Annotated in this window: 17 protein-coding genes; 4 read left to right on the forward strand and 13 right to left on the reverse strand. The window is 37.0% G+C overall.

The annotated features are described in order from the left end of the window. Positions 1-21: 21 nt before the first annotated feature. Entirely contained in the window at positions 22-3,417 is a 3,396-nt protein-coding gene (locus I600_RS03385) for a ThuA domain-containing protein (RefSeq protein ID WP_058103087.1), read from the reverse strand. A 126-nt stretch (positions 3,418-3,543) separates the two neighbouring features. Between I600_RS03385 and I600_RS03390 the strand changes: the two genes are divergently transcribed. The 3 genes from I600_RS03390 (at position 3,544) to I600_RS03400 (ending at position 6,964) form a co-directional block, all read left to right on the forward strand. After that, on the forward strand, positions 3,544-4,140 hold the full coding sequence (locus I600_RS03390; RefSeq protein ID WP_058103088.1) for a YdeI/OmpD-associated family protein: 597 nt from the start codon (positions 3,544-3,546) through the stop codon (positions 4,138-4,140). Positions 4,141-4,278: 138 nt separating this feature from the next. Next, positions 4,279-5,706, forward strand: a complete 1,428-nt coding sequence (locus tag I600_RS03395; RefSeq protein ID WP_245188836.1) for an amidohydrolase family protein — start codon at positions 4,279-4,281, stop codon at positions 5,704-5,706. A 13-nt stretch (positions 5,707-5,719) separates the two neighbouring features. Beyond that, positions 5,720-6,964 (forward strand): metal-dependent hydrolase family protein, encoded by a 1,245-nt coding sequence (locus I600_RS03400; RefSeq protein WP_058103089.1) that lies wholly within the window; start codon positions 5,720-5,722, stop codon positions 6,962-6,964. Between the two features lie 170 nt (positions 6,965-7,134). On the opposite strand, the gene I600_RS03405 is transcribed toward I600_RS03400, so the two are convergent. Together I600_RS03405 and I600_RS03410 are read right to left on the reverse strand one after the other, a co-directional pair. Beyond that, on the reverse strand, positions 7,135-7,761 hold the full coding sequence (locus I600_RS03405; RefSeq protein WP_058103090.1) for a DUF998 domain-containing protein: 627 nt from the start codon (positions 7,759-7,761) through the stop codon (positions 7,135-7,137). Positions 7,762-7,822: 61 nt separating this feature from the next. Continuing rightward, complete coding sequence (locus I600_RS03410) at positions 7,823-8,722, reverse strand: sterol desaturase family protein (protein WP_058103091.1); 900 nt, start codon at positions 8,720-8,722, stop codon at positions 7,823-7,825. A 196-nt stretch (positions 8,723-8,918) separates the two neighbouring features. Between I600_RS03410 and I600_RS03415 the strand changes: the two genes are divergently transcribed. Then, complete coding sequence (locus I600_RS03415; protein WP_058103092.1) at positions 8,919-9,395, forward strand: Dps family protein; 477 nt, start codon at positions 8,919-8,921, stop codon at positions 9,393-9,395. An 88-nt stretch (positions 9,396-9,483) separates the two neighbouring features. Here I600_RS03415 and I600_RS03420 read toward each other — a convergent pair whose 3' ends face one another. The 10 genes from I600_RS03420 to I600_RS03460 all read right to left on the reverse strand — a co-directional run bounded on the left by I600_RS03420 (position 9,484) and on the right by I600_RS03460 (position 15,638). Further along, positions 9,484-10,095 (reverse strand): hypothetical protein, encoded by a 612-nt coding sequence (locus I600_RS03420; RefSeq protein WP_058103093.1) that lies wholly within the window; start codon positions 10,093-10,095, stop codon positions 9,484-9,486. Between the two features lie 51 nt (positions 10,096-10,146). Continuing rightward, positions 10,147-10,539, reverse strand: a complete 393-nt coding sequence (locus tag I600_RS03425) for a VOC family protein (RefSeq protein WP_058103094.1) — start codon at positions 10,537-10,539, stop codon at positions 10,147-10,149. Between the two features lie 20 nt (positions 10,540-10,559). Beyond that, entirely contained in the window at positions 10,560-11,105 is a 546-nt protein-coding gene (locus I600_RS03430) for a pyridoxamine 5'-phosphate oxidase family protein (RefSeq protein WP_058103095.1), read from the reverse strand. 71 nt (positions 11,106-11,176) lie between these two features. Further along, positions 11,177-11,572 (reverse strand): hypothetical protein, encoded by a 396-nt coding sequence (locus I600_RS03435; protein WP_058103096.1) that lies wholly within the window; start codon positions 11,570-11,572, stop codon positions 11,177-11,179. A 97-nt stretch (positions 11,573-11,669) separates the two neighbouring features. Next, entirely contained in the window at positions 11,670-12,158 is a 489-nt protein-coding gene (locus I600_RS03440; protein ID WP_058103097.1) for a hypothetical protein, read from the reverse strand. 73 nt (positions 12,159-12,231) lie between these two features. Beyond that, a complete protein-coding gene (locus I600_RS03445) occupies positions 12,232-13,644 on the reverse strand; it encodes a carbon starvation CstA family protein (RefSeq protein ID WP_058103098.1) in 1,413 nt (470 codons plus the stop codon). A 107-nt stretch (positions 13,645-13,751) separates the two neighbouring features. Further along, positions 13,752-13,919: a hypothetical protein gene (locus tag I600_RS19150; protein WP_157490837.1), complete on the reverse strand. Its 168-nt coding sequence runs from the start codon at positions 13,917-13,919 to the stop codon at positions 13,752-13,754. A 102-nt stretch (positions 13,920-14,021) separates the two neighbouring features. Then, positions 14,022-14,510 carry a GNAT family N-acetyltransferase gene (locus tag I600_RS03450; RefSeq protein ID WP_058103099.1) on the reverse strand — a complete coding sequence of 163 codons (489 nt, stop codon included), beginning with the start codon at positions 14,508-14,510 and terminating at the stop codon, positions 14,022-14,024. Positions 14,511-14,593: 83 nt separating this feature from the next. Then, positions 14,594-15,025 carry a hypothetical protein gene (locus I600_RS03455; RefSeq protein WP_058103100.1) on the reverse strand — a complete coding sequence of 144 codons (432 nt, stop codon included), beginning with the start codon at positions 15,023-15,025 and terminating at the stop codon, positions 14,594-14,596. A gap of 91 nt (positions 15,026-15,116) precedes the next feature. Then, the gene (locus tag I600_RS03460) at positions 15,117-15,638 is read right to left on the reverse strand and encodes a hypothetical protein (RefSeq protein WP_058103101.1); all 522 of its coding nucleotides are present in this window, start codon (positions 15,636-15,638) and stop codon (positions 15,117-15,119) included. Positions 15,639-15,691: the final 53 nt, after the last annotated feature.

Genomic DNA, 15,691 nt, shown 5'->3' on the forward strand with positions numbered 1-15,691 from the left:
TTCATTTCAATTAAGTCATTTCTATTTAAATACTGCTCCGGTAAGTGCTACTTGTGCCAACTCTTTACCTTCTTCGCCATTAAAGGTTATATAGTATGGACCATCACCCGATACTTTACCTGTTATTGGTATTGTAATCATAGTACCTTGTGACCCTTGTTGTTGTGATGGCATTTGACCTTTGCCCAACAACGGACCATCAGGAGTGTTTTCATGTATTTCAAAATCAAAATACATGTTTGGTGCTTCTTGCCATCCGGCAGTTAAACTAACGGACTTTACTCCTTTTAATGACATGTTCTCCAACATGAACCAACCGGCAGCCTTATTGATCAACAATAGGTCCATTCCACCAAACTGCATTGCTTGCATACCGTCCAATTTCATTTGATCATTGAACTTTACCGTGCTGCTAGGTATTGCAATGGTCTTAGAACCGGTCAACGGAATAGTACCTTCTGCCCCAGCATCGGTATAACTAGCCGTTATCACTAACATGTTACCTGGTGCAGATGATTCTGCCGTAATTGTACCTTTTGCCGGTAACGACTTTTCTTTCTTTTCATCTCCGTTTAAGGATAGAATGTAAAGAGCAATTTGTCTAGATTCATCGGTTGTAATATTTGGGTGTGCCGGCATGGTCACTTCTCCCCAAACACCATTTCCACCAGTTTTGATTTTGCCTTGAATATACTTTAACGCATCTCTACGTTCTTTATATTTTGCGGCAACATCTTTGTAGTTTGGTCCAATGGATGCTTCTGCTTCTTTATGACATGTTTTACAATCCATCGCTTGGGTTAAGGCTTTACCAGTTACCGCTGCCGATACTTGTTGGTGTCCCATACTCATAGCAACCTTATCCATGCCTTCCAAATAATCCACACTTACAAAAATATTGTTTGGATCTATAGCTGTGCCATCTGGATCGGTAACCGAAACGTCGTATGAAATTTTCTGTCCCGGTAGATAAAAAGCTGGTGCGCCACCGTCTATAGCTATAGCAACTTCCGGTCTAGAATTACCCGCAATAATACCAGTGCTTTCACTTATAACTTCGGTTCCTTTATCGTCCGCAACAGTTACCTTTAGCTTGTAGGCTCCGGCATCCGTATAACTATAACTTACTTTTGGCTCGGTAGTTTCTTTGGTATCTCCGTTTCCAAAATCCCAGATGTACTTTATAGCGTCATTTTCACGATCACTTGCTTCAACAGTGGCATTTACCGTTAACGGCGTTTTACCAGCCGTTTCACTTACGGTAATATTATCTATTAACGGAGGTCTATTTCCGCCGTTAAATTGAATATAGCCTAAAGCCGAGTTCGCGTTTTGTGAAAACCAACCGCTACCATATTCCAAAAGGTAAATTTTACCATTTGGACCTACTTCCATATCAATTAAGTTGTTGACCTTAATATTTGGAGCAAACGGTTCCATTTTACTGAAATCCCCATTTTCATCTAAATGAACAGCGAACATCCAACCACGCATCCAATCGTAAATAATAACTTTTCCATCGTAATAGCTTGGCAGTTTTTCATCGCCTTGAAACATATCTGAATAATAGGTAGGTCCGGCCATGGCATTTCTACCTCCTGTTGCCGTTTGTGGAAAAGCTTGTGAATCATCATAAGGATAATAAACATAGGCTGGCATTGCCGGTGGCAATTCCGTTAATCCCGTATTGTTGCGTGAGGTATTCATTGGTTTGGCTGGATCATACTCCGGTCCGCTCTCACCTGTTTCGTAATTGTATTCATTATAGGCATAGTTATCGCCAATGAACATGGGCCAACCAAAATTCCCTGCCTTTTTGGCCTGGTTCATTTCGTCATATCCTCTAGGACCTCTTGTGCCTAAACTATCCGCTCTTGCATCTGGACCAACATCTCCCCAGTATACATAACCCCTTTTCATATCTACCGAAATTCTGTACGGGTTTCTATGTCCCATAGTATAGATTTCCGGTCTGGTCTTTTCCGTACCTACAGGAAACAAGTTTCCTTCTGGAATATCATAAGAACCATCTTCTTTTACTTTAATTCTTAAAATCTTACCACGTAGGTCATTGGTGTTACCTGATGAACGGCGAGCATCATACTGTTCATGACCTGGTATATCATTCATTGGTCCAAAACCACTATGAACATATTTAGCCCCTTTTTCGTTAAATGGCGTTGTATTATCACCTGTAGACAAATAAAGTAAACCATCTGGTCCAAACGCTATAGAACCACCTGTATGGCAGCAAATTTCTCTTTGACTATCTACATCTAAAATTACTTGCTCAGAGTCCGTATCAAACTTACCATCTACAAATTTAAAACGTGATAAACGGTTGACCCACTGATCACCTGTTGGTGCATAGTATAAATAGATCCAGTGATTGTTTGCATAATCCGGATCTTTCTGCAAGCCCATTAAGCCTTCTTCGGCATTTACACCGGGCGTATTCAATGTTTTACTGTACACATCTAACTTTAGAACCTCTGTAAGCTCTTGCGTTTGATCATTATACAGCATTACCTCTCCCCTACGTTGAGCCACTAAGACATCTCCGTTGGGCAATACTGCCATTTCGGTAGGTTCAAAAAACATACCTTCACTTAAAGTTACCTTAGTAAAACGATCTGCATCTGGTGGTATTTGCGAAGTAGTTTTTCCATAATCCAATACCAAGTTCTCACCAATGGCATACTGAATACCACCTAATAAATGTTTTAAGAACAGGTCTTCTGAATAACTGGCATCGGCATGTCCGCCACCCGTGTAAAATGCTCGTCCACCATCATAATCATGATACCAGGCTATGGGATGAAAATCTCCGTTTTGCCCACCTTCATAAGAAGATTCGTCCAAAGTCATTAATACGTTTACATCTGGATTGATGTTCTTGTAATTATACAATTCATCCGTTCTGTTCCACACAGAGTCGGTAAAAAACTGTGTAGCGACAAAATTCTTGTCCTTGATAATAAAATCCGCATTTGGCATTCCTCTTGGGTGACTCAAAAATTGAGCTCCTGCTAAGTCATTGTACCAACCCCAGTCATATTCAGTATCTGCCGCAGCATGCACACCTACATAACCGCCACCGGCTTGAATGTAGCGCTCAAAAGCCGCTTCTTGGTATTGGTCCAAGACATTACCCGTTGTACTTAAAAAGATAACAGCTGAATATTGCTTTAAATTTTCATCAGTAAACAGTTCTGCATTTTTGGTAGTATCTACGGCAAATCCATTTTCTAATCCTAGCTTTTGGATTGCTGCAACCCCCGCTGGTATAGATGCATGCTTAAAAGCCATTGTTTTAGAGAACACCAATACCTTTGGTTCTCCTTCTCGTTTATTGCCACCACATGAGACAATAATAAGCGCAAAGCCCAAAAGCAGCGCATTGAAGATTTTTTTCATACGTTATTCGTTGTTGTTTAGTTGATTTTAGAATGCATAAAAATAGGGCGTGCAGTTGTATTAACCAATAGTTTCTATATTAAACATTGTACATTTATGATAAATTAATACCCTTTTAATAGAATTATGTTAGAAATACCCGAACTATACTTTAAAAATGACACTGAATTCAAAAATTGGTTACATAATAATCATTTCGACTATAAAGGTATTCACCTGATCTTCTACTCCGTTGCCCACGAAAACGAAAGTATGCGCTGGGAAGAAGCTGTTAGGGTAGCACTTTGCTATGGATGGATTGACAGTACGGTAAAAAGTTTAGGTGACGGTAAGCGAAAACAATACTTCTGCCCAAGAAAACCCAAAAGCGTTTGGAGCAAGGTCAATAAAAATCATATTAAAGATTTAAAATCCAATGGCTTAATGCATGAAGCAGGATTAGCTTCGATTAAAATTGCAAAAGAAAATGGATCATGGACTTCTTTAGATGATGTTGAAAACGGAGTCATACCCGAAGCATTACAAATTGCTTTCGAAAAAAATAGCCAGGCACATACCAACTTCAAGAACTTTACCCATAGCCAACGCAAAAGCTACCTATATTGGTTAAACCAAGCTAAGCGAGAAGAAACCAAGGCGAAACGTATAAAGGAAATTATACAACATGCCCATGAGAATATCAAATATAGAAATGGCGGTGGTTGGCAGGCTATTAAAAAATGAAATTAACCAGAGTTTTTTAATCACTTTGGTAATAAATAATACATTCATTACCAATGTCTAAAATGCCATAGGATATAAGGCTTAAACTATAATGTACCGCATATTCTTTTTACCTTACCCTTGCAAAACCGCATATATATGATGAGCGTATTGAAAATGATGAAAGCTATTGCCTTGTGTTTACTCATAGCAATTGTAAGCTGTAATAAGGAGAAAGAGGTTACTTATGACACTTTGATCAAAAATGGTGCTGTCATCAATCTAGAAGACGGATCGGTCTCAACGGCACATATTTTAATTTCCAATAATAGGATTACCAAAATTACTAAAGACATTGATGCTGATCATCTAAAGGCCAATACGGTTATAGATGCCACAAATAAATTTATAATACCCGGTTTTTGGGATAATCACACCCATTTCAGGGGTGGAGATTCTTTAATTGATACCAATAAGAACTTTCTTAAGCTTTTTATGGCCAACGGAATTACCACGGTGCGTGATGCTGGCGGAGACCTAACCTCATCGGTTTTAAAATGGCGTAAGGCTATTGAAAACAAAGAACTTATTGGACCACGCATTTTTACATCTGGACCTAAAATTGACGGTCCAAAAGGTACATGGGCAGGTTCATTGGAAGTTGAAACCGAAGAAGATATTATCACTGCCTTAGATTCTTTACAAGCTATACCGTCTGACTTTGTAAAAATCTACGATAGCCGAATTTCTGGTGAAAATTATTTGAAGGTGATTCAGGAAAGCGAAAAACGTGGCTTAATTACTTCTGGACATATGCCCTTTACCGTTGAACTAGATGCTACCATTAATGCAGGTATAGATGCTGTAGAGCATTTATATTATATCATGAAAGGATGCTCAAGCAATGAAAAGGAAATCACCCAAAAACTGATAGACAAAGAAATCGGATTTTGGGATGCTATGCCCCTACTCCAGTCTTCATATGCCGACTCCACCGCTTTAACAACATTCGGCAAATTGAAAAGAGACAATGTATTTGTTGTTCCTACACTACACATTGGTAGGGTTCTTAGTTATTTGGATGAAGTTGACCATGCTGATGATGACTACTTAAAATATATGGGTCTTGGAATACAACAAACTTATAAAGGCAGAATTGACCGGGTAAAAAATGCTTCTGCAAAACAGGTTGCCGACCGAAAAGCACTAGATCAATTCTTTGGCGAACTGGCTTTTAACTTGAATAAAAACGGAGTATCACTTTTGGCGGGATCAGATAGTGGGGCTTACAATAGCTTTACCTACCCAGGCATATCATTACATAAAGAAATGGAAGCTATGGTTGCTACAGGAATTTCTCCGCTAGATGCCCTGAAATCATCAGCCTATAACGGAGCATTATTTTTAAAACAAGATGCGGACTATGGTTCTATTACCGAAGGTAAAATTGCCGATATTGTTTTACTCAACAGCAATCCGTTAGAAAATATTACAAACACACAAGATATTTATATGGTGCTATCCAACGGAAACCACCATTCCAAATCAGACCTGGACAGCCTTTTAACATCTGCTATTGTTCACTAAACCCACTATTGTTATGAAATCCTTTTTTATTGTCCTACTATTCTCTTGTTATCTTGGTTTTTCACAAACACTCTTAAAACCAGACCGAGTATTTGATGGTACGGAAATGCATGAAAATTGGGTGGTTTTAGTAGAGGAAAATCTAATAACATATGCCGGTAAATTATCTGGCATAGATCTACCTGACCATACAACTGAAATTGAATTAAAGGGAACTACTTTAATGCCCGGTATTATTGAAGGGCATTCCCATATTTTACTACACCCATACAACGAAACCGATTGGAACGACCAAGTTCTCAAAGAGTCTCCGGTTGAACGTGCCGTTAGGGCTACGGTACATGTAAAAAATTCTTTAATGGCAGGTGTAACCACCATGAGAGACCTTGGGGCCGAAGGTGCAGGTTATACAGATGTATACGTAAAGAAAACCATTGAAAACGGTATTATTGACGGACCGCGATTATTGGTTGCGGGACCTGCTATTGTAGCTACGGGCGCATACGGTCCAAAAGGTTTCCATGATGGCGTAACGGTACCCTTAGGTGCAGAAGCTACAAGTGGTGTTGACAATTGTATTACCACCGTTCGTAGGCAAATGGGTAACGGTGCAGATTTGATAAAAATTTATGCCGATTACCGATGGACACCGGGTGCCGATTCCAAACCTACATTTCTTCAGGAAGAAATAAATGCAATGGTGGCTACAGCTACTACTGCGGGCAAATATGTGGTTGCCCACGCCAGTACCCCAGAAGGCATGAAAAGAGCCATTCTTGGTGGTGTGGAAACCATTGAGCATGGCGACGGTGGTACAGCTGAAATTTTTGAATTGATGAAAGAAAAAGGTGTTGGCCTATGCCCTACCCTTGCCGCAGGTGATGCCATTACACAATATAGAGGTTGGAACAAAAGCACCGATCCTGAGCCGGAACGAATTCAACAGAAACGAAAATCATTTAAAATGGCGCTCGATTCTGGCGTGCAAATTGTTTTTGGTGGCGATGTAGGTGTTTTTCCTCATGGAGAAAATTATCGAGAGATGGAATTAATGGTAGATTATGGTATGAAACCCTTAGACGTTTTAATTTCCGCCACTTCTAACAATGCCAAAATGTTTCACTTAAATCAATTAGGAAACTTAAAAAAAGGCTTTCTAGCCGATATCATTGCCGTTGAAGGAAATCCTACCAAGGATATCTCCGTAATGAAGAATGTATCTTTTGTAATGAAAGATGGGGTGGTTTATAAGGAATAGTTGTCCGCTGCCCGTTCACTTCGGCTCCGCTCAGTGACCAAAAATCGTTTTTCGTTTTTCGTTGTTGGTTGTTCGCCATAACGAGCGCAACGCAGCTATTTCGAGACTATTAATCGTTGTACTTAATACTAATTACTTTGAACTTGATACTTTGTACTAAGTACTTAATACTATTTTCCCGCATCCTTGGTAATTCTCAACGCACTAGAAACTATAAATATGATGAAACAGGTTTCTATTATACGTTGTAAAATACCTCTATAGTCAGATTCCGGATTTGAGAATAGCGCGAATATGAAAATACCGCTGATGATTCCCGTAACAATCGCTATTTGAGATAAGCGATCGTAGTTCTCAGATTTCTTTAAACCCAACCCTATTCCCATCAAACAAATAGGAAAAAATATATACGTTAAAGATGCTACTGCATTATGTATAAGTTGAGCTAGGCTGGAGTCCATTACATCTGTTGGGCACCCGGCATCACATGGAAATAATCCTACCAAAGTAGTTCCCAATCCGTAGAAAAGTGCCAAACCAAAAAATCCCGCTACCACTAACTTTGAGCTTGGAAATTTTTTGGGAGCACTAAAACAATACATAGTTAGGAGAATTCCGCTTGGTACATAGCCGAAGTATTGCAAATACAATCCATATTCAGTATTAGATGCAAAAGATTCACTTATGTACTGACTTACTACGCTGTAATCTTCAATTAATAACGGACCAACAATAGCGGCAATCGCAAATAAACTAACTCCTAAAATACCTATATACGCTATTAGCTTATTGCTCATATTGAAAATTGAATTGGTTGGTTGTTTATATGACGATAATCATTCAGTATTGTTACAGCAATTACAATTCCGCATTCTTACTTTCTTCCCAATCCCTCCGCAAATCTGTAGAAAGAATACTAGTGCCATCATGTTTCCAGCCCGGTGGTTTTGTCAAGTATTTGAACCTATTTACCAATGAGGTTTTTGAAGTAAAGAAATCGGTCAACATTTTGTACCACTCTCCAAAAGCAATTTTTATAGGATTATACGTGTTTATGTTCGTTACCAAACCGTATACCGGTTTTTCTACCTCGGGCTCAAAGGTGCCGAACAATCTATCCCAAATAATAAAAATACCGGCATGGTTTCTATCTAAATATTGCGGATTGGTGGCATGGTGTACCCTGTGGTGACTGGGCGTATTAAAAACAGCTTCAAACCATTTGGGCAGTTTGGTAATATACTCGGTATGAATCCAATATTGATAAATAAGACTGACGGACATCTGTACCAAAACCATCACCGGATGAAAACCGATGAGTATGAGCGGAGTCCAAAAAATAAAGGTGTAAAATCCGCCTGACCAAGATTGTCTTAAAGCCGTGCTTAGATTGTAATTTTTAGAGGAATGATGTACCACATGGCTAGCCCAGAAAAACCGACTTACATGACTGGTCCTATGAAACCAATAATAGCAAAGGTCTTCGGCAAATAAAAGTATTAACCAAGACCACCACGCAAACGGAATTTCAAAAATATGATAGAAATTATACAGCAAATAAAAGAACCCTAATGCAATGCCCTTGGTTACCAAGCCAATGGCCACATTACCCAACCCCATTACAATTGAAGTACCCGCATCTTTAAACTCATAATCATGTAGCTTGATTTTTACCGACAGTATTACTTCTAAAATTACCGTGACCGTAAAAAACGGAATGGCATAGTGAATTAAATTAGGTATTTCGGGTATTTGCATGGCGGTTAATTATCTGTTTTAACCTTTCTAATTTACGAATCTATTTGGTCAACTACAATTGCTTAAAAAGACAACTTTTATCACTCATAAAAAATGATAGCAGTATAAGAAAATCATATGGGTTATGTAACATTTGTCACCCATAAACAGGGGCTTTATTCGTAATTTTACATCAAGAAATTAAAACAACATACTTATGGAATCTTTACATAAAAACGTGGGAATAGACCAAGATTACAAAATAGAGATCGGTGATAAATTAAACCTTCTTTTAGCTAATTATCAAGTTCATTATATGAATTTGAGAGGTATGCATTGGAATGTAAAAGGAAGCAATTTCTTTCTTCTACATGAAAAATTTGAAGAGTTATACACCGAAGCTACTGAAACCGTTGATGAGATCGCTGAACGTATTTTGACCCTAGATCAACAACCTTTACATACGTTTGAAGATTACTTGGACAACAAGACTATTAGAATCATCAAAGAAGTGTCTGACGGTGCTACAGGTATATCTTTATTGATAGATAACTTGAACGAGTTATTGATTCAAGAGCGAGAAATTTTGGAATTTTCATCTGACAACAATGATGAAGGTACCGCTACGTTGATTAGCGATTTAATATCCGGACAAGAAAAACTAATCTGGATGCTTAAGTCTACCTTACAATAGCACATAGTTTTACCTAAATAAAATGGCAAAAGTCTACTTAGAATTTTGCCATTTTTTATACTCCTTATTTACTTTAAAGATAGTACGATTACTTTGTATTTGTTGGGGAACGTTTTTCAATTTCCAAAGCGCGACTATAAAAGTTACGAAATTGGACTTTATTATATTTTGCGCGCATGGCGCTCAAAACATCAGATAAGCTTAGACTACACCAATCCCAAAGCATGGTATCAAAATTATAGACATACATTTGTTTTTTCACTTCGGCTCTTATGGCATCGATTTCAGTGGCGGTAAATCCGTTTTCCAGAAGTCTCTCCAACACCCGTTGCTCGTTCTCTTTGGTAAATTCCGTATCCAAGTATGGTTCTAGAAGCCAATCCCAATTCCAACTATAGGGTATCAATTTTAAATTATGAACTTTAGCGAAATGCGCTAGCTCCTTCTTCTTTTCAGCGGACACAAAAACAATATCATCTTTTACATATACTTTACACAAACCAAACTCTAAGGAAATAGCATCAATTTCATGGGCTTCTATGCTTGCTGAAGGATAGACGACCGAAGGTTCAAAAGGGTAATCCGAAATTTCAATACTGCTTTCTCCTATGCTAGATGTTCCAATACCACAGAGTAGCCTTTTAGCGGTTATGGCATTTCTAGAAATGGTAAAACCGGTGAGCCCGTTTAACTTGAACATGTTTTTTAAAAACTTCAGCACTATCTTCTTTGGTTTAAAATGGACCTATAATTAAGAAGCAGGTTCCAATAAATCCCATAGGTTGCCATATAGGTCTTTGAATACGGCTACCATACCATACGGCATCTTTTCTGGCTCTCTAACAAACTTTACACCTCTTTCTACCATGGCATAGTAATCTCGCCAAAAATCATCTGTATACAAAAATAGAAATACCCGTCCGCCTGTTTGGTTTCCTATCCTTGATTCCTGCGCTTCATTGTCCGCTTTTGCCAAAACCAAAGTGCATTGCCCATCACCTGGTGGTGTAACTGTGACCCAACGTTTTTCCCCTTCTAACGGGGTATCTTCCACCAGTAGGAAGTCTAATTTTTTAGTATAAAATTCAATGGCTTTATCGTAATCATCAACGACCAATGCTATACGTGCTATGGATTGCTTCAATATATTGTTTATTTTATCTGTTAGTTTCCTAAAATATGGGTTTCAAAACCATCTATACTTTTGGTATTCTTATTTTTCCAATATTCTTTGATCTTTTCCTCACCTTGCTTTTTAGACCAATCGTTTAAGGTAGTTCGTTCTTCTCTAAAATCCATGAACGGAACGGCGAATCCGCACGAGGTCTGAACCAAGTCCACTTGCATTTCTATAATTTGCCGGGACCCTGTATTTTCAGGAAAAAGGTTAATGTACTTTGAAAATTCTTGATCTCTTCTATGGTATATTTTAGCTACACCGTACAATCTCAAAATTATAGGTTTACCCTCAAAGGCACAGAACATTATGGTCATTCTATTATTTTTGATCAGGTGTGCAGCGGTTTCATTACCACTACCGGTTAGATTTAACCAAACAATTTTATTCTTGTTAATGACCCGAAAGGAGTCCGTTCCCTTTGGCGAGACATTTACATTGCCCTCTTCAGCCGCAGTACCCACAAAAAATATGTTCTGATGTTCTATGAATTCCTGTAATTGAGGTGTAATGGATTCCAATTTCTTTCCCATGGTTATTTGTTTGGTGGGTTTAGATTATATTTTATTTGACCAAAGTCAAACTATAATATTCTAAAACAATATTAGAGATAATTCAAATCTATAAACATCCAAGCATATAATAGCAACTTCAAGGTCATTACTACAGCGAAAGAAGCTAGTAAACTATATAAAAACTTCTTCCTGTGATTTTTAAATTTACGGTTTATATAGTACACTTGAACAGGAATGAACAGTAACAAAGCAACAATAGCCAAGCCTATAGCTGTATATAAATAGAACACCATAACCATGCCTTCAAGGATGTTAAATACTACATTGAGCGCTTCTAAAACATCGTCTACGGATTCAAATCCGCTACCGCCTGTAAAACCATCATTCGTAGTGAACAACACACTTACTTCAATAAAAAATAGCACTGCATTGAATAGTAGATAAAAAATGAACCAGGATAGCTTTTTTAGTATTTTTCTTATCATTGATTTTATCTAAAACCGACTAATATTTAAAGGAGGTTGTAGTACGATTTCGCCTTTAGATTTTATGAAACTAGAATAGTTCAATAAAAACTACATGTTATTCGTTTAACAACTTCTCTTCAATCATCATTTTCCTAGCCTTTTCAGTCTCATTCTGCCCATTACCCATTATACCTGGCAACATAATTATACGCTTTTTAATAGCCCCATCCTCTTCAAAAACAACTTCAAATCTAGACCGGGTAATTGCCAAAATCGCTTTCTTAAATTTTACACTTTTAATTTTATCTCTTTGGATAATTGGTGTGGCTGAATTATTTAGACTTTTAAAAATACCATATACCAAAAACAGACCAACTATGCTATACACCACGGCAATAGGTATCTCTCCTTTTTGAAAACTTTGAAATGCCGAAAACAATAAAAATGCAGCTATACCACCGTAAATAATTAAAACTCCCGTGATACTTTTACCAATAGTAGCATTTGCAACATTACCTTTAACCCCATCCCTAGTAAGCAAAATTCTGTCCGGTAAAATATGGCAAAATCCAGTTTTGGTTCTAAATACTTTTTCGTTTTCCATTAATTCTAACTAACGCTTATGATGACAAAATACATTTCATTGCTACTATTTTGCAATGAAGTTTATTGATGATTTAATGCGGTACTCCCTGTTCCCTCTTATTTGTAAAAAACAGAATGGTGATCAAGGTTGAAATCCCTATACCAATCCAATTGGATATTTGAATATCCAAACCCAACCCAACATTTGGGTCATAAAATATGTAAGAACCCACAACACTAGTAATAAAAAATGCGGGCACTAAGGCTATTAAATAATACGTCTTCTTTTGATATAAATAAACTGCTCCGATCCACAGGGCAATAGCAGCCGTAACTTGGTTTGCCCATGAAAAATACCTCCACAATAGCTGAAAGTCCATGTTGGTTAAAATGAACGAAATGATAAACAACGGAATTGCCACCATAAACCGATTCTTCAATACTTTTTGGTCTATCTTCAAATAATCGGCAATAATCATACGTGCAGCCCTGAACGAGGTATCTCCCGATGTTATGGGTAGCACTATAACGCCCAATACAGCTATGGTACCGCCAATGCTTCCTAATGAAATAATGGCAATTTTGTTTACCACGGCTGTAGGTCCTCCGTTTTGTAACAGCTCATTTAACTGGTCTCCATCTAAAATACTCATGGATGCCGCTGCCCACACCATTGCAATGGCTGCCTCAAGAATCATCATGCCATAAAATACTTTTCTACCGTCTTTCTCATTATTGATGGTGCGCGAAATAATGGGCGATTGCGTGGCATGGAAACCCGATAAAGCCCCACAGGATATCGTTAAAAAAATAACCGGAAAATAAGGAATGTTCTGGGGATGCATATTTTGAAACGTAAGCTCCGGAATAGGATTTCCAATAACGAACATACCTATGCAAATACCAATGGCACTTAATATGAGCAACAAACCCAGCACGGGATAAATTTTACCTATGATCTTATCTATGGGCAATAAGGTTGCGACTATGTAATAAAAAAATATAGCAAAAAGAACTATGGTCAAATAATTGGTTTCCGAACCAATAACATCATTGATCATATTTGCGGGTGCGGTAACAAAAACAGTGCCCACCAATATTAAAAGTAATAGAGCAAAGAAATTAACCACGTGACTAAATGATTTCCCTAAAAACCGCGATGCCAATGCCGGCAAGTGTGCACCGCCAAAACGTAAGGAAATCATACCGGTAAGGTAATCATGAACGGCACCTGCAAAGATGGATCCAAGCACAATCCAAATAAAGGCTATGGGACCGTACAAAGCACCCAATATGGGACCAAAAATAGGACCTACCCCTGCAATATTCAAAATTTGAATAAATGCATTTCTATTACTGTTCATGGGCACAAAGTCTACCCCGTCTTCCATAGTGTGTGCAGGAGTATCTTTGGTTTCATTGGGCTGAAAGGTTTTATCCACGAACTTGCCGTAGAACATATACCCCAATACCAATAAAATCATTGCCGTAATAAATGTAATCATGAGGTTGTTTTAGACTTGGTATAAAATGAATTGAATGTTTGCTTTAACTAGTGACCGGTATAGGAGTAAGAAGAATTTTCTAGCCTTAAGTCGAAGCAAATTTAATCCTATTTTTTTACCCTATCAATCCCAAACATTATAACCACAGACAAAATGGCCACAACAATTGCTTTTACCCAGTCAATTTCATCTTTTGCAAAGGCATCATAAATAATAAATCCGGTTGCGAAACCTAATACGAATTTTAAATTATGAAGGGTGAATAGTTTTTTCATTTTGTGTGGAATAGTTAAAACAATGATGTCAACAATTACAAGTGGATTGATATAAAATCGAATCCGCAATAGTTGCGTAATTACACTGTTATAGGTAGTTTTTTATTTCTTTAAATGCTTATACATAATATAGGTATCTACCAATCCTAATTTAGGGTGTCTAAATCCCTTAGGCGTAGTTCCAATGATTTCAAATCCATATTTTTTCCATAATTCAACTGCTCCTTTATTCGTACTTACTACGATATTGAATTGAATTCCTATAAATTGATTTTCCTTTGCTATTTCGAGAGAATGTTCACAAAGTTTTTTTCCAATGCCCTTTCCGTGAGAATTGGGATTTACCATATAACTGCAATTTGCAATATGGTTTCCTAAATCAATTTGATTGGGTTTAATAATATATGTACCAAGTATTTGTCCGTTCTCTTCAATAACATAAGTTTCCATATAATTAGCAAACCAATGCTTTTTCAAATCCTTTTTCGGTGTATTTGGATTGAAAACATAGGTATCTCCAGTTTCAATCACTTTTGAGAATATTTCCCATACTTGGGCAATATCAGTTTCTGTTGCTTTTCTAATTTTCAATTCAAGTGGTCGTTAAATTATTCAAAACGGTTAAGAACTAAGGTTTGCAAATCCGAGCGGATACCATCGTAGTCCAATTTGCTCTAGTTGCGTAATACGTTATTGGCAATAGTATTTTTTACTATTATCTCATTCAGTTTTTGAGTATCAGTTTCCTTAATTTCATTCAGGTCAAACGTAACTGTATCTCCATTGTTCTTTGTAATTATTAATGTATTCTGAATTAATTCGGTCTTATTAATTTGGTCAAAATTCAATGATTTTGAAATCCAAGAGTTTACTCGAACAACAGCTCCTTTTTTGTTCCATTGAACATAATTCTTATACCAAAACATTTTACTGAAATAAACCAGTTGTAGAAAAAATCCAATAGCACTTATTCTTTTGTTCAGTTTTGGATTTTCAAATTCAAATAATTCAAAAAGACCCACCAAAATAAAAATTAGAGAAAGAAATAGAATGAATATCCAAATCCAGCTTTTCATATGGTCAAAATGTATCTTTTTCTTTTCCATTTGCGTTCAAATGCTATTATTGCTAACGGCTTCGTAAGAAAAGCAAGGCAATTGTGAGTGTTACTTTTCTAATGAAACACAAGACAAATTACTACATTTTATTAGTTGTTCTGTTATTCAAGTCCAACAATTTTAATGCTTTGTGGTAGTTTTCTATTCTTGACAGTGCATTTCCGTCAATGAATAAAATGACCATTAACATGGAAAGAGTTGTAATACAGATTGCTCTCCAAGTTGGGGTATTCACATATAGTATTAATAATGCCGCAATGATGATTACTATTGGAACAATTTTAAATACCGCCACAAATTGCTTAATAGTGGATTCAGATCGTTTAATTTCGGACTGATAAAAGGCAATTTCATCGGAATTAAAATCCTTTTCAAATTGTTTAATTCTTTTATTATTGGCGTAGTTAGTGCCGCTACCAATTATTAAGAGTAAGATACCTACTACTAGCGTTGGAATGATATATGCCTTTGCTAAATCTGTTTTTCCCAATTGCCAAAATCCTACACTTGCGATAAAAAAGCCAATTGCAAAGAAAATAAAGAAACGTGTTGAGAATACTTCGGCTTTTGCCCATTCTATTGCTAGTTTTAATACGTCCATAATTTCATTTTTTAAATACAGATAATAGCTTGGCTAAACATTATATGAAGGTA

This window comes from Maribacter dokdonensis DSW-8 (genome assembly GCF_001447995.1).
Lineage (GTDB): Bacteria > Bacteroidota > Bacteroidia > Flavobacteriales > Flavobacteriaceae > Maribacter > Maribacter dokdonensis.

Bases quoted from the DNA above. Each gene is read 5' to 3' on its own strand.
- I600_RS03385 (WP_058103087.1), bottom strand. From the start codon at position 3,417: ATGAAAAAAATCTTCAATGCGCTGCTTTTGGGCTTTGCGCTTATTATT.
- I600_RS03390 (WP_058103088.1), top strand. From the start codon at position 3,544: ATGTTAGAAATACCCGAACTATACTTTAAAAATGACACTGAATTCAAA.
- I600_RS03395 (WP_245188836.1), top strand. From the start codon at position 4,279: ATGATGAGCGTATTGAAAATGATGAAAGCTATTGCCTTGTGTTTACTC.
- I600_RS03400 (WP_058103089.1), top strand. From the start codon at position 5,720: ATGAAATCCTTTTTTATTGTCCTACTATTCTCTTGTTATCTTGGTTTT.
- I600_RS03405 (WP_058103090.1), bottom strand. From the start codon at position 7,761: ATGAGCAATAAGCTAATAGCGTATATAGGTATTTTAGGAGTTAGTTTA.
- I600_RS03410 (WP_058103091.1), bottom strand. From the start codon at position 8,722: ATGCAAATACCCGAAATACCTAATTTAATTCACTATGCCATTCCGTTT.
- I600_RS03415 (WP_058103092.1), top strand. From the start codon at position 8,919: ATGGAATCTTTACATAAAAACGTGGGAATAGACCAAGATTACAAAATA.
- I600_RS03420 (WP_058103093.1), bottom strand. From the start codon at position 10,095: ATGTTCAAGTTAAACGGGCTCACCGGTTTTACCATTTCTAGAAATGCC.
- I600_RS03430 (WP_058103095.1), bottom strand. From the start codon at position 11,105: ATGGGAAAGAAATTGGAATCCATTACACCTCAATTACAGGAATTCATA.
- I600_RS03435 (WP_058103096.1), bottom strand. From the start codon at position 11,572: ATGATAAGAAAAATACTAAAAAAGCTATCCTGGTTCATTTTTTATCTA.
- I600_RS03440 (WP_058103097.1), bottom strand. From the start codon at position 12,158: ATGGAAAACGAAAAAGTATTTAGAACCAAAACTGGATTTTGCCATATT.
- I600_RS03445 (WP_058103098.1), bottom strand. From the start codon at position 13,644: ATGATTACATTTATTACGGCAATGATTTTATTGGTATTGGGGTATATG.
- I600_RS19150 (WP_157490837.1), bottom strand. From the start codon at position 13,919: ATGAAAAAACTATTCACCCTTCATAATTTAAAATTCGTATTAGGTTTC.
- I600_RS03455 (WP_058103100.1), bottom strand. From the start codon at position 15,025: ATGGAAAAGAAAAAGATACATTTTGACCATATGAAAAGCTGGATTTGG.
- I600_RS03460 (WP_058103101.1), bottom strand. From the start codon at position 15,638: ATGGACGTATTAAAACTAGCAATAGAATGGGCAAAAGCCGAAGTATTC.